The organism is Streptomyces sp. NPDC033178, assembly GCF_055577685.1.
In genome coordinates this window covers 125870-150952 of record NZ_JBVIPT010000015.1, presented here as the reverse complement: position 1 = coordinate 150952, position 25083 = coordinate 125870, and the positions used below count along the sequence as shown (strand labels likewise).

The 25083-nt window shown below is 70.1% G+C and carries 13 protein-coding genes and 1 pseudogene; 6 read left to right on the top strand and 8 right to left on the bottom strand.

Going from position 1 to position 25083, the window contains the following annotated elements:
• Positions 1-8: 8 nt before the first annotated feature.
• The 3 genes from ACZ5VQ_RS32905 to ACZ5VQ_RS32895 all read right to left on the bottom strand — a co-directional run bounded on the left by ACZ5VQ_RS32905 (position 9) and on the right by ACZ5VQ_RS32895 (position 15134).
• Complete coding sequence (locus tag ACZ5VQ_RS32905) at positions 9-9404, bottom strand: amino acid adenylation domain-containing protein (protein ID WP_469108124.1); 9396 nt, start codon at positions 9402-9404, stop codon at positions 9-11.
• The gene (locus ACZ5VQ_RS32900) at positions 9401-13399 is read right to left on the bottom strand and encodes a non-ribosomal peptide synthetase (RefSeq protein ID WP_469108123.1); all 3999 of its coding nucleotides are present in this window, start codon (positions 13397-13399) and stop codon (positions 9401-9403) included. The genes ACZ5VQ_RS32905 and ACZ5VQ_RS32900 overlap by 4 nt, the downstream gene beginning before the upstream one ends.
• Positions 13400-13928: 529 nt before the next feature.
• Entirely contained in the window at positions 13929-15134 is a 1206-nt protein-coding gene (locus tag ACZ5VQ_RS32895) for a glycosyltransferase (RefSeq protein ID WP_469108122.1), read from the bottom strand.
• Positions 15135-15387: 253 nt separating this feature from the next.
• Between ACZ5VQ_RS32895 and ACZ5VQ_RS32890 the strand changes: the two genes are divergently transcribed.
• Positions 15388-16092 carry a glycosyltransferase family protein gene (locus tag ACZ5VQ_RS32890; protein WP_469108121.1) on the top strand — a complete coding sequence of 235 codons (705 nt, stop codon included), beginning with the start codon at positions 15388-15390 and terminating at the stop codon, positions 16090-16092.
• A 25-nt stretch (positions 16093-16117) separates the two neighbouring features.
• Positions 16118-16240: pseudogene (locus ACZ5VQ_RS32885) on the top strand (winged helix-turn-helix transcriptional regulator); the annotation flags it as partial.
• A 261-nt stretch (positions 16241-16501) separates the two neighbouring features.
• On the opposite strand, the gene ACZ5VQ_RS32880 reads toward ACZ5VQ_RS32885, so the two are convergent.
• Both ACZ5VQ_RS32880 and ACZ5VQ_RS32875 read right to left on the bottom strand, forming a co-directional pair.
• Positions 16502-17704, bottom strand: coding sequence for a sensor histidine kinase (locus ACZ5VQ_RS32880; RefSeq protein WP_469108120.1), 1203 nt, complete (start codon positions 17702-17704; stop codon positions 16502-16504).
• Positions 17695-18357 (bottom strand): response regulator transcription factor, encoded by a 663-nt coding sequence (locus tag ACZ5VQ_RS32875; protein ID WP_469108119.1) that lies wholly within the window; start codon positions 18355-18357, stop codon positions 17695-17697. The genes ACZ5VQ_RS32880 and ACZ5VQ_RS32875 overlap by 10 nt, the downstream gene beginning before the upstream one ends.
• 144 nt (positions 18358-18501) lie before the next feature.
• On the opposite strand from ACZ5VQ_RS32875, the gene ACZ5VQ_RS32870 reads away from it, so the two are divergent.
• The 3 genes from ACZ5VQ_RS32870 to ACZ5VQ_RS32860 are packed head-to-tail and all read left to right on the top strand — an operon-like array spanning position 18502 to position 21914.
• Positions 18502-19776 carry an ABC transporter permease gene (locus ACZ5VQ_RS32870; protein ID WP_469108118.1) on the top strand — a complete coding sequence of 425 codons (1275 nt, stop codon included), beginning with the start codon at positions 18502-18504 and terminating at the stop codon, positions 19774-19776.
• A gap of 36 nt (positions 19777-19812) precedes the next feature.
• Positions 19813-21201, top strand: a complete 1389-nt coding sequence (locus ACZ5VQ_RS32865) for an FtsX-like permease family protein (RefSeq protein WP_469108117.1) — start codon at positions 19813-19815, stop codon at positions 21199-21201.
• Positions 21198-21914: an ABC transporter ATP-binding protein gene (locus tag ACZ5VQ_RS32860; RefSeq protein ID WP_469108116.1), complete on the top strand. Its 717-nt coding sequence runs from the start codon at positions 21198-21200 to the stop codon at positions 21912-21914. The genes ACZ5VQ_RS32865 and ACZ5VQ_RS32860 overlap by 4 nt, the downstream gene beginning before the upstream one ends.
• A 28-nt stretch (positions 21915-21942) precedes the next feature.
• Here the strand turns inward: ACZ5VQ_RS32860 and ACZ5VQ_RS32855 are convergent, their stop codons facing one another.
• A complete protein-coding gene (locus ACZ5VQ_RS32855; protein WP_469108115.1) occupies positions 21943-22488 on the bottom strand; it encodes a hypothetical protein in 546 nt (181 codons plus the stop codon).
• Positions 22489-22594: 106 nt separating this feature from the next.
• Positions 22595-23446, bottom strand: a complete 852-nt coding sequence (locus tag ACZ5VQ_RS32850; RefSeq protein ID WP_451782595.1) for a class I SAM-dependent methyltransferase — start codon at positions 23444-23446, stop codon at positions 22595-22597.
• Between the two features lie 186 nt (positions 23447-23632).
• Here ACZ5VQ_RS32850 and ACZ5VQ_RS32845 point away from each other — a divergent pair, with 186 nt between their 5' ends.
• Entirely contained in the window at positions 23633-24109 is a 477-nt protein-coding gene (locus ACZ5VQ_RS32845; RefSeq protein ID WP_469108114.1) for a DUF6069 family protein, read from the top strand.
• A 134-nt stretch (positions 24110-24243) separates the two neighbouring features.
• Here ACZ5VQ_RS32845 and ACZ5VQ_RS32840 read toward each other — a convergent pair whose 3' ends face one another.
• Positions 24244-24771: a hypothetical protein gene (locus tag ACZ5VQ_RS32840; protein WP_469108113.1), complete on the bottom strand. Its 528-nt coding sequence runs from the start codon at positions 24769-24771 to the stop codon at positions 24244-24246.
• Positions 24772-25083 lie beyond the last annotated feature (312 nt).

Genomic DNA, 25083 nt, shown 5'->3' with positions numbered 1-25083 from the left:
GGCGGGGTTTACAGGTCGGCGATGCCGCGGGCACCGGCACCCGGGGACGCCAGCGTCGCCCTGATGGTTTCGGCCACCGTGTCCACGTGGGGTGCCGCGAGGATGCCGTAGTGGTCCGTGGGCAGATACCTGCGTACGGCGGACGGAGGCAGGCAGGTGTTCCACTGCCGGTCCGGCTCCTGAGGGTCCGCGGGGGTGGGCATGCCCGCCGTGGGGTGTTCGGCCAGCCACAGATACGTGGGGACGAAGACGAGCGGCCGTACGCGGTGTTCCTCGAGGCTGCGCAGGTTCGCGCGGCAGCAGCGGGCCAGCCTCTCGGCGTACGCCTGTGCGTGCTCGGTCGGCAACGAGGAGGCGCCGGCGCCGAGTTCGGCGGCGAACACCCTGTCCAGGTGGGCCTCGTCGTAGGCGGCGACCAGCACTTTTGCCTCGGGCGGTGGCGGATCCAGCAGGTGGAGCGACTCCAGCGGCCATCCGGCCGACTCGGCCAGGCCCGCCATCTCCATCGCCACACGGGCGCCGTAGGACCATCCGGCCAGGTGAAGCCGGTGGTCCGGTCCGCCGAAGCGCTGACGTAGCTCGGCGTCGTAGTGATGGGCCTGCTCGGTCAGTGACCACGTGGGCATCCCGGTGTCGCGGAGTGCCGGGTCGGCGATGAGGCACACCGTCGGCGCGGGGCCGAGCGCTGCCACCAGGGAGCGGTAGGCCTGGACGTCTCCGCCCACGGGATGCACCAGGCACAGGACGGCCGAACCGGTTCCCTCCTGCCAGATGTCGAGGACGACCCGGGAGGTGCCCCCGGCCGCCTCGGTGGTGGCCTCGGAGGTGGGCTCTGCGGTGGTGAGGGCCGCCTCGATGTGTTTCAGGATCTCCGTGAGGCTGACGCGGTGGCTGAAGGAGGCCAGGTCGAACTCGATGCCGTAGTCATCCTCGATCCGGGCGATCAGGCTGATCAGGGTCAGCGAGTCGGCGCCCAGGTCGTAGAGGGAGTCCTCGGGGTCCAGTTCGTCCACGCCCAGCAGATCCTGGATCACCCGGGCCATGGTGTCCGCCTGCTCTCCGGAACCGTCGGCGTCGGAGCCTACGACGAGGGCTTCCTCCTCTCCGCCCGTCGGGTGCACCGGTCCGGAACGCGACGGCGGGGCCGCGATCCCGGTCGGAGCGTAGAAGGCCCGGGAGACATCGATGTCGGTGGTGGACACGAGGAGTTGAGGCAGTTGCAGGGCCAGGGCATGTGCGAAGACGGCCTTGCCCTCCTCGACGGTCAGGCCGACCGCGAGGTGGGCCTGATGGCGGCTGTCCGGGGTCAGGACCCGGGTCGCCATTCCGGTCTCGCTCCAGATGTCCCAGTCGATGCCGATCCGGACGGTCGTCTCCGTCTCGGCGGCCAGGTGGTGGGCGAAGCCGTCGAGGAGGCTCGCGCCGGCCGCGTAGTCGCTCTGGCCGACACCGCCGAGCAGGGCGGACATCGAGGAGCAGTAGACCGCGATCTCCGGGCGGAAGGCTCCGATCAGGTGCTCGACGACGAGCGCGCCCCTCTCGCGGACCGCGGCGGCGTCACGCATCGCGGTGGCGTCACGTCGTACGAGCAGCCCGCCGTGCCCGAGACCGGCCGCGTGGATGACGCCGTCCAGCCGTGCCGTGTGGCCGGCGACGGCCGCCGCCACCTCGTGGACGGGCATGGTCGCGAGATCCGCCGGGACGAGGCCGATGCGGTGGGCCCATCTGTTCAACTCCTTGGGCAGCCGCGGGTTTCTCGACAGCAACAGGATGCGACCGCGGGTGTGTTCGAGCAGCCAGGCGGCGATGGCGCGGCCGATGCCGCCCGTGCCGCCGAGCACCAGGTGGACGGTGTCCGCTCCGGCCGGTACGAGGGACCGCGTCTCCTCCGGTTCCGGTACGGGTGTGGTGCCCTGCCGCCACCAGTAACCCTGCCGCAGCGCGAGCTGTCGCGGCAGATCCGGTCCGTCGGGATGACCGGTCTCGCGTGTTCCGGCGATGACCGAGGCCACGTGCCAGGCCCAGCGGGTGAGGTCCCCGTCGGGGAGGTCGAGCCAGTGTCCGTTCAGGGCGGACTCCTGATGGGCGACCTCGACGGGCCCGGCGAGGAGTGCCAGTTCGGGTCTGTCCACTGTGCCGGTCACAGGCCGGGCGCCGTACGACAGCCACCACACACGGGGGGAGCCGTTTCGCCCGGCAAGGGCCTGGGCCAGGGCCGCCGTGCTGTCCAGGCAGGTGTGCCGGGCGTGTTCCAGGGTGCCGGGACCGACCGGCCCCGTCACGTCGAGGGGCAGGGCGTGCACCCACTCCGTGTCGGCGGAGGCGGGGACGCCGTCCTCGGACAGCGCCTCGAGCAGCCGGCGCAGAGACGCCGGATCGGCGGGGTCCACGGCGTAGGCGCTCGGTCCTCCACGGGCGAAGGCGCCGGCCGGGTGCACCCGTATCACCCGCGACGCCACCGCCTCGAAGGGCGTGAGCGCTGTCCGCGGGGTGTTCTCGGAGGCTACGACGACCACGGTGGACGCGCGGCCGGCCGGCACGCCGGTGTCCGCGACGGCGGCACGGCGCAGCCGGACCCAGTGCGGCTGGTGCAGCCAGTTCTCCCGGGGAAGCCGGCGGGGTGTGGCGGCCGGGACCTCGCGAGGCTTTCCGGGGAGCCGGTCGAAGTCGTGCTCCGTGAGGGAGAAGGACGGGGGAGGGAAGTCCCAGGGCGCCGGAGCGGTGCCCGCCTCCCAGTCGACCGGGCGTCCGGAGGCCCAGTCCTCGGCGAGGTCGTGGGCCGTGCGACCGGCCGCGGAGACCGTTACGGCGTCCGGGTCCGCGGTACCGGGCGGCACAGCTCCCGCGGCCACCGCGCGCAGCCAGCGCCCGGCCGCGGCGGCGTCCGCCACAGGTGCCGCGGCCCGCAAGCGGCGAGCGACCCGCCCGGCCTGGAGATGGCGCAGCACGAACTCGTAACGCTCCGGGTGGAGTTGGAGGTAGTCGGCGATCCGCGCGGCGTCGGCGGCGAGGGCGTTCGCCGTGGCGGCCGACAGCACCAGGCATGCGGGTACCTCGCGGGTCGCCACCGGTCCGGGCGCGGTGTCCTGCTCCACGATGACGTGGGCGTTGGTGCCGCCGATCCCGAAGCTGCTGACCGCGGCCACCCGTTCGCGTCCCTCGGGCCAGGGCGTGGCCTCGGCCGGGACGTAGAAGGGAGCGGGATCGGGGCCGATCTCCGGGTTGAAGGCACGGAAGTTGAGGTTGGGCGGGAGTGTCCCGTGGTGCACGGCGAGCACCGCGCGTACGAGGCCCACCACACCGGCGGCGGCGCCCATGTGGCCGAGCTGGCTCTTGACGGAGCTGAGAGCGCAGCGGCCGGACTCACCCACGTCGAATGCCTGCCGAAGCGCTCCCACTTCGATCGGGTCGCCCAGCCGGGTGCCGGTGCCGTGTGCCTCCACGTAGCCGAGGTCGGCGCCCGTGCGTCCGGCGCGGGACAGGGCGGTCCGGATCACCTCCCGCTGTCCGGCGAGGGACGGCGCGGTGTAACTCATCTTCGCCGCACCGTCGTTGTTGATCGCGGAGCCGGTGACGAGTGCGTAGACGGTGTCGCCGTCGCGCCGTGCCCGCCGCAGCGTCTTGAGGACCACGACGCCGACGCCGCTCGCGCCGACCGTGCCGGTGGCGTCGTCGCTGAAGGGCCGGCAGTCGCCGTCCGCGGAGAAGATGTGCTGCGGGCGGTAGCGGTAGCCGCCGGTCAGCCCGGGGTCGATGAGTACTCCTCCGGCGAGCATCACGTCGGCCTCGCCCTGCCGGAGCAGACCGGCGGAGAGGTGCACGGCGACCAGAGAGCTGGAGCAGGCCGTCTGGGCGCTGAAGACGGGGCCGGTCAGTCCGAGGTGGTACGCCACCTTGGTGGCCAGGAAGTCCTTCTCGTGGTGGAGGGCGAGCTGGAAGCCGTCAGGCAGCCGTTCGGGGTCGGCCTCGCGCAGCAGGGACTGGAAGTAGGTGTTCTCGCCCGCTCCGGCCACCATGCCCACCCGGGTGGCCGAGGTGTCCGCGACTCCGGCGTGCGCCAGGGCCTGCACGCCGGCCATCAGCAGGTGACGCTGCTGGGGGTCCATCAGACGTGCCTCTTGGGGGCTGATGCCGAAGTGGCCCGGGTCGAAGCCGAGCATGCCGTCGAGCGTGCTGTGCGCGCCGACGACTCCTTCCGGCGCGTCGACACGGCGGATTCCGGTGCCGCCGGAGACCACCAGCTCCCAGAAGGCGGCCAGGTCCGGGGCGCCCGGCACCCGTACCGCCATGCCGACGACCGCGATCGGCTCGCCGGGTTCGGGGGGCCCGTCGTGCTCCGCGGCCGAGCGGGTGAGCGGTCGCGGAGCAGTGAGCGAGGGGGTGAGCGGCGGCGGGGCGGTGAGGTGGCGGGCCAGGGCGCGGACGGTGACGTGCTCGAACAGGTCCGCGACGCTGAAGCGCAGACCGAGTGCCGTGGTGCAGCGCAGGTGGAAGCGCATCAGGGCGAGGCTGGAGGCGCCGGCCTCGAAGAAGGTCTGGTCCGGTGCGATCACCGACCCGGTGACCTCCTCGAAGGCAGCGGTGAGACGCTCCTCCTCGGCCGACAGCCCCGTGCGGGTGATCGCGGAACGACGTATCTCTTCTCCCGGTGCCCGGACGACCGACTGCCGGTCCAGCTTGCCGCTGGGCGTGCGGGGCAGTCTCTCGAACTTGCGGAAGCGGTCCACACGTACGTAGGAGGGCAGCAGGCCGGACAGATGCGCGGTCAGCTCGTCGGCGGACGGCGTTTCGCCACGGATCTCCAGACCGGCCGTCAGCTGCTCCCCGTCACGTGTGACGGCGGCGTTGACCACCGCCGGATGGCGCAGCAGGGCCGCCTCGACGGAGCCGAGTTCGAGCCGGTGCCCGCTCAGTTTGATCTGCTGGTCGTCGCGGCCCGCGTAGTGCAGCAGGCCCTCGCGGTCGAAGAACGCCCGGTCACCGCTGCGGTAGAACAGGCCCGTGCCGGGGAGTTCGACGAAGCGGGTGTCGTCCGGTGCGGGTTCGTCGAGGTAGCAGCGGGTGGTCATGGTGCCGCCGATCAGCAGCTCGCCGGTGCGCCCGGCCGGGACCGGGTCGCCCTGGGCGTCCACCACACGCAGATCGGCGCCGGCCACCGGGCGTCCGACGGCGGGCCGCTCGGGCCACTGCCGAGGATCTCCGTCCAGACACAGGGCGCTCACCACATGGGTCTCGGTCGGCCCGTAGTGGTTGAACAGACGCGCGCCGGGGAGTCCGGAGAACCAGCGCCGGATGCTGTCCGTGCACACCAACTGCTCGCCCGCGGTGACGACTTCGCGCAGCCGGGAGGGATACCTGTTGAGGCGGACGGCGTACTCGGCGAGCAGATGCAGGGCCACATAGGGCATGAAGATCCGCTCGGTGCCCGCGGAGTCCAGCCGGTCCAGGAGCGCGGGCACGTCCTGACGCCACTCGGGACGAATGAGCTGGAGGCTGCCACCCGTGCACAGCGTCCCGAAGATCTCCTGGAAGGACACGTCGAACGCCAGCATCGAGAACTGCTGGGTGGCCGCGGGGGCGGTCAGGCCGCCGGGACCGGACTGCCACCTGATCAGGTCGCACAGGGTGCGGTCGTGGATCTGCACGCCCTTGGGGACGCCGGTGGATCCGGAGGTGAACAGGGTGTACAGGGGGCGGGCGCCGTCGTGTGTCGGCACGTGGTCCGGGCGTCGGTCGTACGTGTGCCCGTCGTACGAGGGGCTCGTGCCGTCGCTCTCGACGGGTGGTACGACGAGGTGGCGCACCACACCGTCCGGGAGCAGTGTGTCCAGCGTCGTCGAGCCGTCCTGCGTGGCCAGGACGCACAGCGGGTCGATCTGTTCCAGGACGCGGCGCAGCACGTCGGACGGGTAGGAGGGGTCGAGGGGCACGGCGGTGACGTTCAGCCGTGCCAGCGCCAGCAGTGCCACCACGTGCGCGACGGAGGGATCCAGGTACAGGGCCGCCCGGCAGGGGCTGCCGTCGGCCGGGATCGGGTAACGGCCGGCCAGTTCCGTGGCGAGTGCCGCGGCCTGGGCGTCAAGGGCCGCGTAGCTCAGCGTGACGCCGTCGGCCGTGACGACGGCCGGGGCGTGCGGAGTGCGGGCGACCTGCCGTCCGAAGCCTTCCGCGATCGTGGTGAAGCCGGGTTCCGGGGCGGGTCCGCGCCCGTGCTCCGGAAGGGAACGCCGGTACGGCAGGACCAGCTCCCGGGCGCTGGAGCGGCCACCGGCCGCGAGCGCGTCCACGCCACGCCGGAACAGCTCCGCCATCGCCTCGACGTCCTCGCCGGTGAACCGGTCCTCGGCGTACTCCCACAGCACGTCGAGTCCGTCCGCGTGCTCGACCACGGAGACCGTCATCGGGCACTTGGCCTCCGGCGCCGCCCACCACAGGGGGCGCTGGACGCAGCCGGGCAGCCGCAGCGCCCCGAAGTCGGTGTTCTCCAGGACGAACAGAAAGTCGAACGGCGTGCTGTCGCCGACGCCCTCCCAGCCGGTCAGGACGTCCGTGAGCGCCACGTCCTGGCATCCCAGTACCCGCCCTGTGTCGGCCCCGGTACGGGCGAGATGCGAGCGCAGGTCCTCACCGGGCGCGACGGTCAGGGGCAGCAGCACGGTGTTCGCCATCATGCCCGTGCTGTTCTCGAACTCGCGCACCGGGCGGCCGGCGACCGGGGCGGCGACGCGCGGGCGGACCAGGCCGGTCACGCCGTACAGGCACCAGGAGAACACGCTCAGCAGGACCTGGAACCGGGTCAGTCCGAACTCGGCGGACAGCTGGTCCACTTGGGCCTGCCGAACGACGTCGAGCGACGTGTGCAGCAGGTGCGCCCGCGGTGCCGGTCCCTCCACGTCTTGGGCGAGCAGTGGATCCAGCGGCTCCAGGGGCTCCTCCAAACCCCGGTAGAACGCGAGGAGTTCATCGCGCTGCGCCTGGTAGGCCGGGCTCGCGAACCGGTCGCTCTGCCAGACGGCGAAGTCCAGTGGCGTCGGAGCGGGTTCCGCGGTCGGGCCGCTTTCGGCGTACGCCGTCGACAGGTCGTGCAGCAGGACGCTCAACGACCAGCCGTCCACGGCGATGTGGTGCAGGTGGAGCAAGAGCGTGCCGCCGTCGTCACGCGGCAGCCAGCAGGCCCGGAGCATGCGGGGGACGGCGAGGTCGAAGGGCTCGGCGAAGAATGAGTCGGCGAAGGCGTGCGCTTCTTCCTCGTCCCAGGCGTGCTGGGGACCCGGTTCGTGCCAGGGATCGTACGGCTCGCCGACGGTCTGCTCCAGGCCGTCCGGCCCGGGGCCGAAGCTCGTCCGCAGCGCGTCGTGGCGTGTCACCAGGCCGCGCAGCGCTCGCCGGAGGCCTGCGGTGTCGACGGGTCCGTCCACGCGGAAGACCTGGTTGACGGAGTAGGCCCGGGAGTCCGGGGTACGGCGCTGCAGCAGCCACAGCCGCTGTTGTTCGCTGGTGGCGGGTGCCGAGCGGGCACCCGAGACCACCGGTGCCGGCAAGGCAGGCTCCTCGCCGGGACGGACCGTGGCGACCGACCGGGCGACGGCGGCAAAGTCGCCGTGCAGGACGGCCGCCTGGGGCAGCTCGCGGCCCCATCTCTGTCGTACGGCGAAGCAGAACCGCAGCGCCTTCAACGAGTCACCGCCGCTGGCGATCCACCGGTCGCCGAGCCCGAGTCCGGTGGTGCCGAGTATCTCCTCGGCCAGTTCGACGACCCGCCGCTCCGTCTCCTTCATGGCCGGTCCCTCGGCGCCAAGGGAGGCGGGCCGCCAGGGCCGGTCGGACTGCCGTAGCAGGGCGGCCTCGTCGATCTTGCCGTTGGCGTTGAGCGGCAGCTCGGGCACGAGATGAATGTGGTGGGGGCGCATGTAGGCGGGCAGGTGGGCCGCCAGGTGGCTGTCGAACTCCTCGTAGGGCAGTTCCTGACGGAGGACGACGAAGGCCAGCAGTTCGTTGGGCCCCTCCTGGCCCGCGCGGCGTGTGCATACGTGAGCCCGTTGGACCGCCGGGTGGGTGAGAACGCGCCGTTCCACCTCGCCGGGCTCGATCCTGAAGCCACGGACCTTGACCTGGCGGTCGGTTCGGCCGACGTACTCCACCAGGCCCTCGTCGTCGACCCGTACGAGGTCACCGGTGCGGTAGTGCCGTTCTGTGCCGCCGTCCAGCCATGCCAGCCGCACGAATCGCCGCTCGGTCTCCTCGGGGAGGTTGCGGTATCCGGCGGCGAGTCCGGGTCCGCTCAGCAGGAGTTCGGCGACCTCACCGGGTGCGGCGACCCGTTCCTGGCCCGGCACGACCAGGACGGCACCGGTCTGCGGCAGGGGCCGGCCGATCGGCACCACGGCCCCGTCGAAGTCCCGGGGGATCGGATGACACAGGGCGAAGGTGCTGGCCTCCGTCGGTCCATAGCCGTTGAGCAGCCGGGTGCCGCTGTCGGGGTTGTCGCGGTACCAGCGGCGTATCGTCCGGGCGTCGAGTTGCTCACCGCCCACCAGAACCTCGCCGGCCGCGGCGAAGCAGTCCGGTACGGCCGTGACCACCGCGTTGAACAGCGCGGCGGTGACGAAGAGGGTGTCCACCCTCTCGTGCCGCAGTGTCGCGGCGAGCCGCTCGGGAGTCCGTACGTCCCCGTCGTTCAGGATGACGCAGCAGCCACCGGTCAGCAGGGGCACCCAGACTTCGAAACTCAGCGCGTCGAACGCCGGGTTGGCCAGGCAGGCATAGCGCAGACCGGGCTCGGAGCGGATGTAGCCGGGCTGTGCAAGTCGCCGGACCCCGGCGTCACGGACCTCAACTCCCTTGGGCTGCCCCGTAGTTCCGGAGGTGTAGAACAGGAAGGACACCTCGCCGGGGGCTGACGGTGCCTCCAGGGCGGCGACGGCGGTCGCGGCAGTTGCGGCGTCCGGGAGTTCGGGCAGAAGGGTGTCCGCGGCGAGCGCCTTCACGTGCTGGGGGAGCCCGGTGACGCTCTCGGCCGTCTCGTGCACCAGGTCGTGCACCAGGGCGACCGCGGCGGAGTCCCGGAGGATGAAGTGACGGCGCTCCGCGGGGCTCTGCGTGTCTAGGGGCACGACCTGCGCCCCCAGCCGCAGAATGCCCAGCATCACGCAGACCAGCCGCCATGAGCGCGGCAGCGCCACCGCCACGGCCTGCCCCGCGGTGACGCCCAGGCGCTCCAGATCCTGGGCGACGCCGGCGGCTGCCGTGTTCAACGTCGCGTAGTCGAGGCCGACTTCACCGTCGACTACTGCCTCGGCGTGTGGTGTGCGAAGAGCCCGGCGGTGAATCTCAAGGGCTATCCCGGCCGAGGCGCTCAACTCCTCCGCCACGTCGGTGGGGGACGTTTCGACGCGCGGTTTCATCGTGCCTCCGACGTGCCTGAAGGTGTGGTGCACTCCGTCTCGCCCTGGCCGGGGTCGGAGGTCAGCCGGTGCAGTTCGGCGGTGAGGACGGCGGCGACGCGGGGCAGTTCGTCGCTCTCCAGCATGTCCCAGTGACCGCAGGCGACCGGCTCGACCACGAACTCGCCGCTGACACGATGCCGCCAGAACGCGCGTAGACGAGCGGCGGCGTTCTCGACGTCCGCTTCCTCGTCCTCCACGGCCGTCGCCTGCATCAGCACGACACGGGCGGGCGATCGGGGTACGGCGTAGTCGCGCCCTGTCTCGCGGTGGTGGTTGTAGACGTTCAGGTACCGGGCCACCTGGTCGTCGTCGATACCCGGGTACATGCCGTTGAAGCGCACCAGCTTCTCCCGGAACTCCGCCATGCCGACCGGTGCGATCGCGGCGCGCTGCTCGTCGTCCTGGGCGCCGTGGGTGTCGAGGAGGACCACGCTCACCTTCTCGTGCCCGGCCGCCACCAGGCGGCGGCCCATCTCGTACGCGATGAGACCGCCGTAGGAGAGACCGCACAGCACCAGTGCCTCGTCGGTGCCGGGAGCGACGAGCCGCAGGTACTCCTCGGCCATCGCCTCGACACCGGGCAGGGTGGACTCGCCGGGATTGATGCCGGGTGCCTGAAGTCCCACCACGCCGATGTCGTCGGCCAGTTCGGCGGACAGCGGCAGGTAGCAGAACGCGGTGCCGCCGGCGGGATGCACACACACCACACGCTGCCGGCCGCCGCCCGCACGGAACTCGACCAGGTTGCCAGGTTCCGCGGACCGCGCGGTGTCGCCCGCGTGGCCACGCACCCGCTCGGCGAGCGCCTCGATGGTGGGGTGCAGCATGACGTCCCGGACGGGCAGGGCGACGCCGAGTTCCTCCTGGACGGCGGACGCCATCTTGATCGCCGATATCGAAGTGCCGCCCAGCTCGAAGAAGTTGTCGCCGATACCGATGTCCGGGTGCAGCAGCACCCCGCGCCAGACCCGGTACAGCGCCATCTCCACATGGTCGCGGGGCGCGGCCGTGTTGACCTGCCCGGCGCGGGTTCCCACCGCGGCCCGCAGCACCTCTGTCCGGTCCACCTTGCCGCTGCGGTTCAACGGCAGCCGCGGGAACTCGGCCACCACGGCGGGGATCATGTAGTCCGGCAGCCGGTCCTTGAGGGCCGCACGCCACTCGTACGGCAGCCGCGTGGCCCCGGCGTCACATCCCACGCCGGCGACCAGGCGGGGGCCGCCGGGGGAGTCCCGGTCGGCCAGGACGACGGCCTCCCGCACTCCGGGTACCGCCAGCAGCGCCGCCTCGACCTCGCCGGGTTCGATACGGAATCCGCGCAGCTTGAGCTGGTCGTCGCGGCGGCCGACGTACTCGGCGTTGCCGTCCGGCAGCCAGCGAGCCAAGTCACCGGTGCGGTAAAGGCGTCCACCGGGGACGAACGGGTCCGGCACGAAGAGTTCGTCGGTGAGGTCGGGGCGGTTCAGATATCCACGGGCCAGACTCGCTCCGCCGAGGTAGACCTCTCCGGGGACCCCCACGGGCACCGGACGCATGCGCTCGTCGAGCAGGTACAGGCGGGTGCCACGCAGTGGCCGCCCGATGGGACACGACCGCTCGTACGGCTGTGGGTCGGTGTAGGCGGTGGAGTAGAGCGTGGCCTCGGTCGGGCCGTAGCCGAAGCAGATGCGCAGGCCGGGCAGCAGCTCCCGCATGCGGTGCAGGGTGCTTTCCGGCAGGGATTCCACTCCGGTCAGGAGTTGACGCAGGCTCGATCCGGCCAGGCGCGCGGCCGGATCCTCGCCGATCCACAGCACATAGGACGGAGGCAGGAACGCCTGGGTGACCTTGCGTTCGCGCATCCAGTCCAGCAACGCCCGTGGGTCTCCACGGAGTTCGTCGGGAACCAGGTGGAGCACGGCGCCGGTGGCCAACGGGACGAGGAGTTCGTGCACCGACGCGTCGAAGCCGATGCTCGACCAGGCGGAGGCCGCCTCGCCGGGGGCGTCCCCCATGAGTTCGCGCCAGTGGTCGAAGAGATTGACGACGCTGCCGTGCGTCACCGCCACGCCCTTGGGGCGGCCGGTCGACCCCGAGGTATGGATGACGTACGCGAGCCGGGTCCGGTCCATGTCGATGACCGGTGCCTCGTCGTGCGACCCCTCTGCCTCCACCTCCGCCAGGTGCTCCCACAGCCGTCCGCGGTCGCCCGCAGAGTCCTTCTCGTCGGTCAGCACGAGGACCGGTGCGGCGTCGCTCACCATGGCGCCGAGCCGCTCCGAGGGCTGGCCGGGGTCGAGGGGGAGGTAGGCGGCTCCGGACTTGAGGATCCCGAGGACGCCGATGACGAGTTCGGTCGTACGTCCGGCGTGCAGGCCCACCACCCGGTCGGGACCGGCGCCGCGGGCGATCAGCGCATGGGCCAGACGGTTGGCCCGGCGGTCGAGTGTCGCGTAGTCCAGCTCCGCGTCGTCGGCCACCACCGCACACTGCCCGGGGCGTTCTCGGACCTGCGCGGCGAAGCGTTCCAGTACGTCCGCCGACGCCGGGCCGGCCACGGGGGGTCCTGTGCTGAAGTCGGCGAGGAGCGCCCGCTGCTCGTCCTCGTCGAGCAGCGTCAGGTCGGCGATCTCGGCGTCGGGCCGCTCGGTCATCAGCCGCAGCACGCGCAGGAATTGACATATGAGCCGTTCGATCGTCGCCCGGTCGAAGAGCGCCACCGCGTAGTCGATCTCCCCGGTGAGGTGTCGCTCCTCGTCGGCCAGAGCCAGGACCATGTCGAACTTCGCGGGTACGTGGGCGGCGTCCTCCCGTAACTCGACCTGCAGGCCCGGAAGTTCGAGTTCCTGCCGCATGGAGGGGACCCAGGCGAACATGGTCTGGAACAGGGCTGTGTAGGAGGGGCTCCGCGGTGGGTTGACCAGTTCGACGACTCGTTCGAAGGGGAGATCGACGTGCTTGAGGGCGTCACGGATCCGCTGGTTCACCCGCTTCAGGGCAGCCTTGACGCTGGGTGAGCCGGAGAGGTCAGCGCGCAGGGCGAGGGTGTTGACGAAGAAACCGATCAGGCCCTCGACGTCGCCGCGTCGGCGGTTCGACGTGGGGGCGCCGACAACGATGTCGTCCTGCCCGGAGAGCAGGGACAGCAGCACGGACCAGCCCGTGAGGACGGTCGCGTAGAGGGAGACATCGTTGTCTGCAGCCAGCGCGCGCAGGGCTCGCGTCAGATCCTCGTCGACGGTCACGGGCAACCGATCGCCGTGGAAGCCTTGCTCGGGCGGGCGGGGCCGATCGGCGGGAAGGGAGATCACGGCTGGGATGTCGGCCAGTGCGGTGGTCCAGTAGTCGGCGTGCGAGGCGGGCTCGTCTCCCGACATCCACTCCCACTGCCAGCGCGTGTAGTCCCTGTACTGCCAGGTGAGTTCGGGCAGTGGGACGTCCTGCCCCTGCTGAAGCGCGGAGTACATCACGCCCAGCTCTTTCAGCAGCAGGGAGCGGGACCAGCCGTCGAAGATGATGTGATGCGCCGTCAGGACCAGTACGTGATGGTGCGGTTGGAGCCCTATCAGGCAGCCGCGCACCATGGGCTCCTCGCCCAGCCGGAACGGGGTGCTCTCCACCTTCGACCGTATGCGTGCGAATCGTTCGGCCGCGTCCGGCAGTCCCGTCAGATCCTCGAAGGTCACCGGGAACCCCGTGTCCGGCGGATCGACGACTTGAAGAGCCGAACCCTCGAAGGGGACCAGCCGGGTGCGCAGGGCCTCGTGGCGGGCCGCGAGCAGATGCAGCGCCTTGATGAGCAGGTCCCGGTCCAGCGGACCCCGGATATCGAAGGGCATCGGCTCGTTGTAGGCGGCGCTGGCGGCGCCGTCCATGCGTGCCATCACCCACAGACGCTCCTGCGCCAGTGACAAAGGCGCAGGTTTTGTCTCTTCGTCGGAATGATTACTGACTGCGATTCGGGGTAAAAACACGGGTTACCCTTCACGAGAAGAGAACGCGGCGAAAATCGGGTAAAGCGCGAGCGGCTGTCCGTCCTGGTCAACGCTGTTCTATGGAGTCGAGCGAGGTACTTGCGGAGTGGCGATTGCGAACGGTTCTGTCTATTCGACCACCCGCACGGTGGCTCATTTCCGCTGATGCTAAATGCGCTTCGATTGGGTGGTCAACCGTGACCAATGCCACACCCATTCAGTGATGGAATACTGTTTGCGCTCGGCGTGCGACATTAGGGAAATTGCCTGAAGATAGCGGACCACGCGGGGTCAATGGTTCACTTCGGTCGTGCCGCGTTCTCCCCGTCGGGACGGCGTATTCGGAGACAGAAGGCCATGAGCCCGAACGCCGGCAACCGAGGGTGCGGTGTCGGCCGCAGCACGATCAACCACGAGGCCACGGTACTCACTTCACGGTCCTGGGTTCGCCCCGGTCGGGTTCGCCCCGGCCGGGGCCCCTGCGCTCGGACCGGCCCGAGAGCTCCCGAGCACTACGGGCCGACGTCGTTCACCGAGACTCGTCGACCAATCGGCGTGCGGCCACCTCCGCTCCGTCGGTGCGGAGCCGACTGCTCAGGGAATTCGCGCGCGCCCGGGTCTCGGGCGACAGAGCGGTCTTGAGCGCGACGCCCAGGGATTCGACGGTCGTGGTCGGAGCGTCGAGGGCCGCACCGAGGTCCAAGGCCGCCACCTGGCCTGCCCAGTAGGGGTTGTCCGACAGCTGGAGAGGTATCACCACTTGGGGCGTGCCCGCACGGGCCGCCGTCAGCGTCGTACCCGCGCCGCCGTGGTGGACCACAGTGGCCACCTTGCCGAACAGCTTCTGATGGTTGGCCTCGCCGATGGCGAAGCAGTCGTCCCCGTCGTCGAGGAGATCCAGGTCTGCCCACCCGCGGGACACGAGCACGCGGTGCCCCTGTGCGCGGATCGCCTCGACGGCCATGACTCCGACGCCTTCGGCCGGGGACATGCTGCCGAAGCCGACGTAGACCGGTGGGGTGCCCGCGTCCAGGAACCTCGCCAGGTCCGCCGGGAGGGGCCGTTCGTCCGCGAGGGTCCACGCGCCTGTCTGCGCGACGTCGAGCCCGGGGGTCTCCCGCCACGGTCCCAGGACCGGGTCCGCCGCCAACCACGGACGGTCGGTGAGGATGTGATCGCGCACGTTGTCCACCGGCGGCAGACCGATCTCTGCCCGGTGGCTGTTGAGTGCCTCGCCGAACTGCGCGTTGACGTTCCGGGCGTCCGACTCCCACAGTGTCCGGTTGTCGGCGGCCTCGGGCTCCGGCCAGCCCGGCCGCGGTGGTGGCGCGTGGTGCGGCGACGGCAGGTGGACCGCCGCATAGCTCACGTACAGGTAGGAGATACCCGCGGCCTCGGCCACGGATCGCGCGGCGACCTGCCCCAGACCTGCCGCCACCACCACGTCACATCCGTCGAACGCCGCAGGGAAGGCGTCGAACTGTGTCTCGACCAACTCGTTTCTGTAGCGGGCCAGGTCCCCTGCCGAGGGCAGAGTGTTGCCGCGCATCAACTCCCTGACAGGCGGCCCGACCGGCACCAGCCGCACTCCGATACCCGCGAGCCGCTCGGCGAACTCCTCGTCCGGCGGGGCGCACATCCGCACCTCCGCGCCGAGCGCCCGCAGCCGCACCGCGAGTGCCACCAGCGGTTCGACGTCGCCACGTGTCCCGTATGTAGACAACAGCACCCGCATTCAGTGTCCTCTTTCGTCGGGTCGTCCATGTGCTCAGGGCGGGGGAGAGCCGCCGCGCGTCATCGCGCTTGGTCGTGTCGGTCAACTCGGTTGTCTCGCAACAGACTTCGGCCCTCGGGCGTTGCTGGGGCGGCCATCTGGGTGGCTACGGTGCGAGTGAGGCCGGAGGTTCGGCGTCGGCCGGCTCTGGGCAGTCTGTGCTTGGCGAGGTGTGCAAGGTCCCCCATCGTCCACACAACCGGAGTGTTACGCGATGCAGAGTCCGTCCACACCCCTACCTGATGTCTCGGTCATCCTGCCCTGCGCCGGATACGGAACACGTTTCGGGGCGCCCTACCCGAAGGAGTTGCACTGTCTGGCTCCTGGGGTGACGGTGCTGGACCGAAGCCTGGAAGCCGTCGTCGAACTCGCCAAGAGCGGACTCAAGGTGCGCCTGGTCGTCGTGTTCGGCACACACAAGCTGGACACCGTGAGTTATCTCCTTCGCTATGCCGACACCTTCCAGATGGTCTTCGTCCACCAGGACGAGTCGTTCGGACCCGGTCTCGACGGGGCGATCCGGGCCGCTCTGCCGATGACCCAGGGGCCGGTGGCCCTCGTGCTGCCCGACATCGTTGTCTCAGGGGCGGACACGCCTGGCAAACTCCTTGACGCCTTACGGCAGTTGGAGGTGGCGGGCTGGAGCGTAGTGGCCGCGGAGGAGGGGGATCACGACACGCTCCGGCAGATGGGCGCGTTGGCCGTCGCTGAGGCGGAAGGCGTTCTGACCGTGGGGGCGGCCACCGACAAGCCGACGGATCCCTCGGGCTTCAACGCGTTCTGGGGCATGGTGGCCGTCACCGAGAGCGAGGCGCACAAGCTGCCCGACGTCGTGGGCACAGGAGCGACCAACCCGTTGGCCGGTGCGGTCGCTCTCATGGTTGAGGGGATCGTCAACTACAACACCCCTGCGGGCTGACTCGTTGCACGCCGACGCATAGTTCCTGACGGACTTGGGCCGCGAGGCAGCCGAACAGGTCCGCGCCCTGGCGCTGTGGACCAACGAGCGGAGGGACCAAGTGGTGAAGGCGCGAGAGAACTACGACGTGGCGAAAGAGCGGGCCTGAGCGACCACGACCGACCGCGGCGCTCGTTCGGCGCTCCGAGTGCCCGCGCCGCGTGTGCAGAGGGCCCGGGGGTCTTGCAGGGTGTGGTCGGTCGGTACAGAGCCGTTGCCCCACTACCAGTGGGAAGGTCTCAAGTGGTCTGGGAGACCGAGAGCTTGCCCAGCACCGCACGAGACCTGAACCGGGCGTCGTGAGCCCCCTGCCGACAGCGATGGGGCAAGCGGGCGCCGGGGCTGAGACGCGGCGGCCAAGACTCACGAATCACGGGAAACGGACGGTCACGACGAGGCCGCCCGATCGGCCGGGTTCCGCCGTTGCCCCGGTTCCGTGGGCCTCGGCGATGGAGCGGACGATGGCGAGGCCCAGTCCGTGCCCCGTGGTGCCGATTCGGTCCTGGCCGAGGCGGCGGAACGGCTCGAAAAGGTCCGGCACCCGGTCGGCGGGCACCGGAGGCCCGGTGTTGGCCACGGCCAGCGTCCGGTCGTCGATCAACACCCGGACCCGGCCGCCGGGGTGGTTGTACTGAATGGCATTGCGGACGAGGTTGGTCAACAGGTGACGCAGCAGCACAGGATCACCGAGGACGGTCAACGGCCGGTCTGCCGACACCTTTACGTCCACCTGCTCTCCCTCGGCCTCCGGGGCGAGCTCGGCCGCCACCAGCCGGGCCGTGGCCGACAGGTCCACGGTCTCGGTCTCGTCCAGTCCGCGATCGCTGCGGGCGAGCAGCAGCAGCGCGGTGATCAGCCGCTCGGCCTCACGGTTGGCGGCGAGTAGATCCTCACGTACGTCGGCGAGACCGTCGGGGAGGGGATCGGCGAGGCCGACCTCCAGGCTGGTGCGCTGGACCGCGAGAGGAGTCCTCAGTTCGTGGGAGGCGTTGGCGACGAAGCGCCGCTGGCTCTCGAACGACTTCTCCAGCCGGTCGAGCATGGTGTCGAACGTGTCGGCCAGGCGCTGGAGTTCGTCGTCGGGACCGGTGAGCGCCAGCCTCTGGTGCAGGTTCTGCTCACTGATCCGACGGGTGGCCGCCGTCATCGCGGCGACCGGCCCGAGCGCCCGCCCGGCCAGCCACCGGCCGAGCAGTCCGGCCAGCACTGCCATGACGAGCAGCCCGACGGCCGACCAGAGGACCATCTGCCGCAGGGCGGTGTCCTGCACGGCCTGCACGGTCTGGTCCATCTGCCGGATCATGGCGAATTCGTCGCGAGGCCTGACCAGCGGCGGAACAGTCCCCTGGGGATCCGTGGGTTGCGCGCCTGCTGTGGCGAACCCGCCGCCGCTCGGCATCTCGCCCTTCGTGATCTCGATTCCCTTGACCTGCTGGGCCGTTCCGTAGCGCGCGAGCAGCACCACGAAGGCCAGCAGCGCCGCGCCCGCGAGCAGGAAGAGCACGGAGAAGGCCGCGGTCAGCCGGGCACGGAACGGCATGCCCCGCAGCAGCGCCCGCGGGTTCAGTCGCACAGCCGGTATCCCTGACCCTTGTCGGCGGTGATGAGACCGGGGTCGCCCAGCTTGCGGCGCAGCCGGCTGACGACGGCCCGTACCACGCCGGTGCGCGGGTCGAGGTTCTCGTCCCAGAGAGTGCGTACGAGTTCGTCGTGCGGCACCGCCACCCCCTGGGCCTCCATCAGCAGTCGCAGGACCGCGAACTCCTTGGGGGTCAGTTCCAGCGGCCGGCCCTCCACGCACACCTCGTGCCGCGCCCGGTCCAGGGTGATGCTCTCGTGCCGCAGCGCCGCCGGAGGCGACTTGGGGACGCGGCGGCCGAGTGTCCGTATCCGGGCGACCAGTTCGGCGAAGTCGAAGGGCTTGGCCAGGTAGTCGTCGGCGCCGAGCGTCGTGAGCCCGTACACCTTGTCCGCGACCTCACCGGCCGCGGTCAGCATCAGGATCCTTGGCGGGTCGGTGAGTTCGCGCAGCCGTCGGCACACCTCGTCGCCCGTCATGACCGGCAGGTCGCGGTCGAGGATCAGCACGTCGTACTCGGTGAGCAGGCACATGCGCTCGGCCTCGTCACCGGAGACGGCGAGATCGACGGCCATCGCCTGCCGACGCAGACCCGTGGCGATCGTACGGGCGAGAACACGATGATCCTCGGCTACCAGAACTCTCATGCGCCCCATGAAACCCGGCGTGGCATTGCAGCGGAGTAAGGACGGTGGCCGCGGCGGCTCGTCCCCGCATCGCACGTACAGCGCTCTTACGTCCCTGTCACGCGCTTATCCCGCTGTACAGGGCGCCCTGCTTCTGTCGTGGCCATGAACTTCGTCAAGCGCGCCGGGCTGAGCCTGCGCGCCAGGAAAGCCAGGACCGCCGTCCTGCTGGGGATCTTCGTCGTCATCTGCACCCTGCTGCTGGGCGGCTTCCTGCTGCAAGGCGCCACCGCCCGTCAGGAGGCGGACGCACAGCGGACGATCGGCGTCGACGTGACGCTGAAGGGCGAGGCCCTCACCCCGGCGCTGGCGGACCGGCTCGGCTCGTCCCCGCAGGTCCACCGGTACAACCCGCGGCTCCCGATCGAGGCCGGGGCCCGCGGTTTCGAGCCGCTGGAGTCCGACGTCCCGATGCCCGGCGGCAAGCGCGCCGGGACGAACACCCCCCGTCCCCTGGCACTGAACGGCGTGCGGGACTCGGGCCTGCTGCTGCCGTTCTCGTACGGCTCGAACAAGATCACTGCCGGGCGTGGGATCACCCCTGAGGACGTCGGCCGTCGGGTCGCCATGGTCGAGAAACGGCTGGCCTCGAAGAACGGACTCAAGGTGGGGGACACCATCCGCGCCCTGTCCGCCGACGGAAAGAGCACCGTGCCGCTCACGGTCGTCGGGATCTACCGCGACTCGACACCCGACCCGACGAGGTGGACGCAGCCGCACCGGCTGCCTGGCAACACGCTGTACGTACCGGTCCGCGCCGCTCAGCAACTGAGCCCCGGAGCCGCGGACTTGGCCGAGGCGGTCTTCAGGATCGGCTCCCCGGAACAGGCCGAGCAGCTGCATGCCGAGGCCAGGCGGCTCCTCGGCACGGGGTCGTTCGACTTCCGCGTCAACGACAAGGCGTACAAGGACCAGGTCCGTCCGATCCAGCGCGTCGGAACCTTCTCCAGACTGATCGTCCGGCTCATCGCCGTGGCCGGAGCGCTGGTTCTCGGACTCATCGTGATGCTGCAGATCCGGGAGCGCCGCGACGAACTCGGCATGCTGCTGTCGCTGGGCGAGAAGAAGTGGAAGCTCATCGGCCAGCACACCGTGGAAGTGGCCGCCGTCGCCCTGCCCGCGGTGGCCGTCGCCGCCCTGGCCGGTCAGATCGCCGCCCAGCAGGCGGGCGACGCGCTGCTGGGCCACCAGGAGTCCGCCGCCTCCCCGCGACCCCGTGCCCCGGACACACCGGCGGACCCGCCGGAGATGCACGTCGAGCCGTCCGACCTCGTCAAGGTCGCCGGCATCGCTCTCGGTATCTCCCTGGTCTCCACCGTCGTCCCCGGCATCGGAATTCTCCGCCTCCACCCCCGCTCCATCCTCACCGACAGCGAATAAGCACCGCACCGACACAGACCGGGAGAGTCGACCGACATGAACTTCGTCAAACGCGCAGGGTTCAGCCTGTGGTCCCGCAGGGGCAGGACCCTGATCACCCTGTGCACCTTCCTCGTCATCTCCGTGATGGTGCTGGCCGGGGTACTGATCCAGGACGCGACCGCCCAGGCCAAGGAGGAGGCCAAGCGCTCCGTGGGCGCCGAGGTCAACCTGGAGATGGACCTGAGCGGCCAGAACGCCGCCGGTGGTCTGGTGGCCCCTCAGATCAGCGCCGCGACGGTGGAGAAGCTGGGCGCGTCCACGTTGGTCCAGAAGTACAACTACTCCATGTTCGACCGAGGTGTCGTCAAGGGCGGCACCGAGCTGGTCACCGGGGGAGCGAACACCGAAGCCTCCGGTATGGGTCCCGACGGCACCCCGACCATCGGAGTCCTCGACTCGGCCCTGCTGCCCGACTTCCGCAGCGGCAGATTCCAACTCCTGTCCGGAGCACACATCACCGCCGCCGACAGGGACAAGCACCTGCTGCTGATCGAGGAGAGGCTGGCCCGGAAGAACGGTCTCAAGACCGGCGACAAGATCACCCTGGGGGCCAACGAAGGCTCTGCCACAGCGGAGTTCACGGTGTCCGGGATCTACCGCGACCCGCGTCCCAGCTCCGAACCCGAACCCGAGTACTTCAGCGACCCGGCCAACATGCTGTACGCGTCCATCGGCGGCTTCGCCGGACTCAACGCCACCGAGGAGAACTCCCTCCAGGTCACGAAGGCGACGTTCCTCCTCCAGGACGCCGGAGACCTCGGGAAGTTCAGGGAGGAGGCCGAGCGGATCGCGGGGTCCGAGCTCGACGGGTTCCAACTGGACGCGAACGACAAGGCGATCCGGCAGATGACGGGCCCACTGGACAGCATCGGTTCCACCGCCGTCCTCGCGATGTGGCTGATCGGTGTCGCGGGCGCCGCCGTCCTCGTCCTCCTCGTCAACCTCGCGGTCAAGCAACGCCGCCAGGAGTACGGCGTACTCCTGGCGATGGGCGAGAAGAAGTGGAAACTCGTCGCCCAGCAGGCGCTGGAGATCGTCGCGGTCGCGGCCCTCGCCATCGGACTGAGCTCCCTGTTCACCCAGAGCCTGACCCAGAGCGCGAGCCAGTCGCTGCTCGGTGAGGAGGCCGCCGCGGCCCGGCACAAGCTCGACTCTTGGCAGCCTCCGGCTCCCGGCACCACCGGCATCGACCAGGGCATCGACCCGAACGACAAACCGGTGGAGAACGCCGACCCCATCGACAGCATCGACATACGCCTCGACCCGGCGGCCCTCGCCACCGTGGGCGCCGTCGGCCTCGGCCTCGGCCTGCTCGCCACCGCCGTTCCCGCCGCCTCCGTACTGCGGCTCAGCCCACGGACCATCCTCACGAAGGGCAAGTGACAGCCACCATGAACACCGCCCCCACCATCGCCACCGAAAACCCGCCCGTCCTCCGGCTCGACGGCGTCAGCCACACCTACATCGGCCAGCGCCGCCGGACCACCGTGCTCAAGAACATCGACTACAGCTTCCGGCGTGGCACCTTCTACACGGTCCTGGGACCCTCGGGCAGCGGCAAGACCACCCTGCTCAGCCTCGCGAGCGGCCTCGACGCACCCACCCGGGGCACCATCAGCTTCAACGGCGAGGATCTGACACGGCTGGGCCTCGGCCGCTACCGCAACAAGCACGCCGCCACGATCTTTCAGTACTACAACCTGCTCACCTACATGACCGCCCTTCAGAACGTCACGACAGCCATGGAGATCACCGGTGTGAAGCCGGGCAGCGGTGGCCGGAGGGCGCGCGCACTGGAACTCCTGGAGCGGGTCGGCCTGGACAAGCACATGGCGACGCGCAACGTCATGCGGCTCTCCGGCGGCCAGCAGCAGCGAGTCGCCATCACCCGCGCCCTGGCCTGCGACGTCGACATCCTCTTCGCCGACGAACCCACCGGAAACCTCGACGAGGACACCGCCCAGGGCATCATCGACACCTTCCGCGAACTCGCCCACGAACAGGACAAGTGCGTGGTGGTCGTCACCCACTCCCAGCGCCTGGCGTCCCAGTCCGATCGCGTACTCACCCTGCGCAAGGGCAAGTTGACGGAGTGACTCTGCACGGCTCGCTCGCCGTACGCGGCTACTCCTGAAGCTCCAGCATGGGTTCACCGCAGGACTGGCATTCGGCGAAGACATCGAGATCGTTGAGTATCTCGGCGTACTCGGGGTGACCCTTGAGGGCCGCCGCGGCGGCGAGCAGATAGCGAGTGGTGATCTGGTCGTGCTCCGCCGTGGCCAACGTGTCGGCCAGCAGGGTCATGGCCTCGGGGAGGGCCTGACGGTAGGCGTCCGCGATGTCGTCGGGCAGGTCGGCCGGAGACTCGCCGAGTTCGCCGGAGCACATCGCCACGAGGCCGACGACGTACAGGTAGTCGTCGCGCTTGGCCGGAGGAAGCCCGCGCGCGATCGTGACGATGTACGGCACGGCCGCGTAGGCGGCCGGCCAGGCGGTGCCCTCGGAACACAGGTACGGCCAAAGGTCGTTGAAGTGCCCGCCGTTCATGGGGTCGGCCATCAGATGGCGCAACTCGTCGGGAACGAAAGGGGCGTCGGGCGCACTGCCCTGGCCCTTGGACCAACCCCGGTGGTCGAGGGCGGGCCAGCGCGGGTCGTCCAAAGGCATCATGGGCGGAAGTGTAGGTGGACCGGACCGATCGTCGGCCGGGAGGTCCTGGCGTATCTCTCGGCAGAGATCGGCAGAGAACTGACCGCCTCCGCAGAGCCGAGCCCACCTAGAGGGAAGCGAGCAGCCCATAGAGGAGCGGGATGCGCGGTGCGCTGTCCGGCAGCCGCCACCAGCCGGAAGGAGTGCGGATCATCTGCGGGAAGCGCGGCCAGGGGAGTTCCTCGCTCTCGCGGAGCCGGACGATACGCAGACCGGCTCCGGCCAGTGCGTTGATCACCTCGTCCAGGCCGTGCCTCCACTCGAAACTCTCCGTCGCGCCGTCGACGGCCGGGCCATCGGTGTACGTGTGGGTGGAGTTGCCGCGGATGGCGCCGCGCCCCTGGAGATAGTCGTGGCGCAGCAGAAGGTCAGGGCCCTCGTCGGGGGCGGGCTTGGGACCGAGGGCGTTGAGCAGGGGGTGGAACTCGACGAGGTACAGCCGTCCACCCGGCTTGAGGAGACGGGCGATCACCTCCGCCCAGCGGTCCAGATCCGGCAGGTAGCACAGCGCCCCCTTGCCGGTGTAGACCACGTCGAAGCGTCGGTCGCCGAGCGCGTCCACCGCGTCGTACACATTGGCGCGTACGTAGTCGACGGTGCAGTCCGCCTTCGCCGCGAGGTCCCGGGCCGCCGCCACCGACGCCCCGGAGATGTCGAGCCCGACCGTGCGCGCTCCACGCCTCGCGAACGCGAGGGTCTCCGTGCCCAGATGGCACTGCAGATGCGCGACCTCCCGCCCTGCCAACTCGCCGAGGTCCTCCCACTCGAAGGGAGCGAACCAGCGGAACGGATCGGGTTGCTCCTCGACGTCGTAGAAGCGGCTGGCCAGGTGTACGGGAGTGCGCGCGTCCCAGTTCGCCCGGTTGGCCTGCATCATCTCCCGGACCGCGGGATCGAAGCGCTCGGCAGCCTCAGTCATGGAGCCATCCAACCGTGAAATGCGTTCCTGCCGAAGCATCTCAGTGGATCTCGACGAGCCCCTTCGTGAACTCCCCTCGTACGCACCCCGAAAGAAGTTGCCCGGCGACCGATGAGTTGTCGGGCGGGCCGTGGTCTACCCCTGCGAAAGGCATCAACACCCAACAACGGAGCAGGAGTCAGTGCCATGAGCGCAACCACGCCCCAGACCCGTCCCGCCACCTCGTCCCTGTCCTCCGCCCGGTCCGCGCGGCTGCTCGACACGCGTCCCGTGTGGCTGGTCGGCGTACTCGCCACGCTCGCCGGTGCCGTCGTGACCGAGGCGTTCGGGCTCATCGCCCGAGGCGTCGGAGTGCCGATGGAGGCGGCCAGTCCCGGCGCCACGGAAGCGGCGGAGATCCCAGTGGGCGGCTTCTTCGGAGGTGTGCTGTTCTGGTCGGTCGTCGGCATCGTCCTCGCGGTGGCCCTGGCCCGCTGGGCGAAGCGGCCCGCCCGCACCTTCGTGGTGACGACCGTCGTGCTCACCGCGCTGTCCATGGCCGGTCCGGCGGTGGCCCCGCACACCGCGACCTCCACCCAGATCGTCCTGGCGGTGTCCCACCTGGTCGCGGCCGCTGTGATCATTCCCGTGGTGGCGCGCCGGCTCTCCCACCGGCGCCCGTGACCCGCGTCGGAAGACGTCAGCAGCTGTGGCGGCCGGCCCATGTGGGCCGGCCGCCATTGATGTCATGTGGTGCCGGCGGTGTGCCATGGCTCAGCCCCGGGTGGTCTCACCCCGAGGTGGCGCCGGCTACGCGGTCAGGCGCAGAGGACGCGGGTCTCGGGCGTGTAGACCGGACCGCCGCTGGTGTTCGCGCTGTCGCTGAACTCGGCGTAGAAGTACGAGTAGAAGCCGATGTTCCCGTTGCAGCCGGAGTCGGCGGCGACCTGCAGGGTGAGGGTTACGGTCCGGCTCTGACCGGGCGGGATGGTGGCTCCGTAGTTGGTACCGAGGTTGGCGGGTCCGGTGCCGGTACACGGAACGCTGCCGGCTGCTGTGGCCAGGCTGCAACCGGTGAAGCTGTACTTGAGGTCGGGCCGTTGGGTGGTCAGCCAGGTCGGCTCGATCGTCTGGTAGATGAACCAGACGTCATAGGTCCTGTTGTTGGTGAGCGTCATCGACAGATTCACCGTGCCACCCGGGGTCGCGGTGGCGCTGTCGGTGGTGAAGGTCAGATCGGCCGGGCCCGGTTCGGCCGCACTCGCGGTGGGCGCGAGACCGAACAGGGCGAGGACGAGGGCGAGGATGCCGGCGAGACCGATGCGTCTCATCTGTGTTGATCGCATGACCCGGGAGGCTAGGCAAACCGCGAACGCACCGTCTTCCCCAACGGACACACCCGGAGCGACGCTCGGCCGGAAGTGTGCGTCCGGTGATGCCGCCGTGAAGGCGCCTTCACTAACGGCTCCTTCCTGCATTCGCGCACGGCAACGCGGGATCGATGGCCCGATCGGCGCGGCGCGCCGTGCCGGACGGCTCCCCGGAACGGAGTGGAGCGGTGTGGCGGTAATGGCGGATACAGGATGCGTCGGCCGCCGCTGAACGAGTACCGCTGCGTGCGACGTGATGACAGTTTCGGTCAATCGTGCGCATTTGGG

Bases quoted from the DNA above. Each gene is read 5' to 3' on its own strand.
- ACZ5VQ_RS32905 (WP_469108124.1), bottom strand. From the start codon at position 9,404: ATGAAACCGCGCGTCGAAACGTCCCCCACCGACGTGGCGGAGGAGTTG.
- ACZ5VQ_RS32895 (WP_469108122.1), bottom strand. From the start codon at position 15,134: ATGCGGGTGCTGTTGTCTACATACGGGACACGTGGCGACGTCGAACCG.
- ACZ5VQ_RS32890 (WP_469108121.1), top strand. From the start codon at position 15,388: ATGCAGAGTCCGTCCACACCCCTACCTGATGTCTCGGTCATCCTGCCC.
- ACZ5VQ_RS32875 (WP_469108119.1), bottom strand. From the start codon at position 18,357: ATGAGAGTTCTGGTAGCCGAGGATCATCGTGTTCTCGCCCGTACGATC.
- ACZ5VQ_RS32870 (WP_469108118.1), top strand. From the start codon at position 18,502: ATGAACTTCGTCAAGCGCGCCGGGCTGAGCCTGCGCGCCAGGAAAGCC.
- ACZ5VQ_RS32865 (WP_469108117.1), top strand. From the start codon at position 19,813: ATGAACTTCGTCAAACGCGCAGGGTTCAGCCTGTGGTCCCGCAGGGGC.
- ACZ5VQ_RS32855 (WP_469108115.1), bottom strand. From the start codon at position 22,488: ATGATGCCTTTGGACGACCCGCGCTGGCCCGCCCTCGACCACCGGGGT.
- ACZ5VQ_RS32850 (WP_451782595.1), bottom strand. From the start codon at position 23,446: ATGACTGAGGCTGCCGAGCGCTTCGATCCCGCGGTCCGGGAGATGATG.
- ACZ5VQ_RS32845 (WP_469108114.1), top strand. From the start codon at position 23,633: ATGAGCGCAACCACGCCCCAGACCCGTCCCGCCACCTCGTCCCTGTCC.
- ACZ5VQ_RS32840 (WP_469108113.1), bottom strand. From the start codon at position 24,771: ATGCGATCAACACAGATGAGACGCATCGGTCTCGCCGGCATCCTCGCC.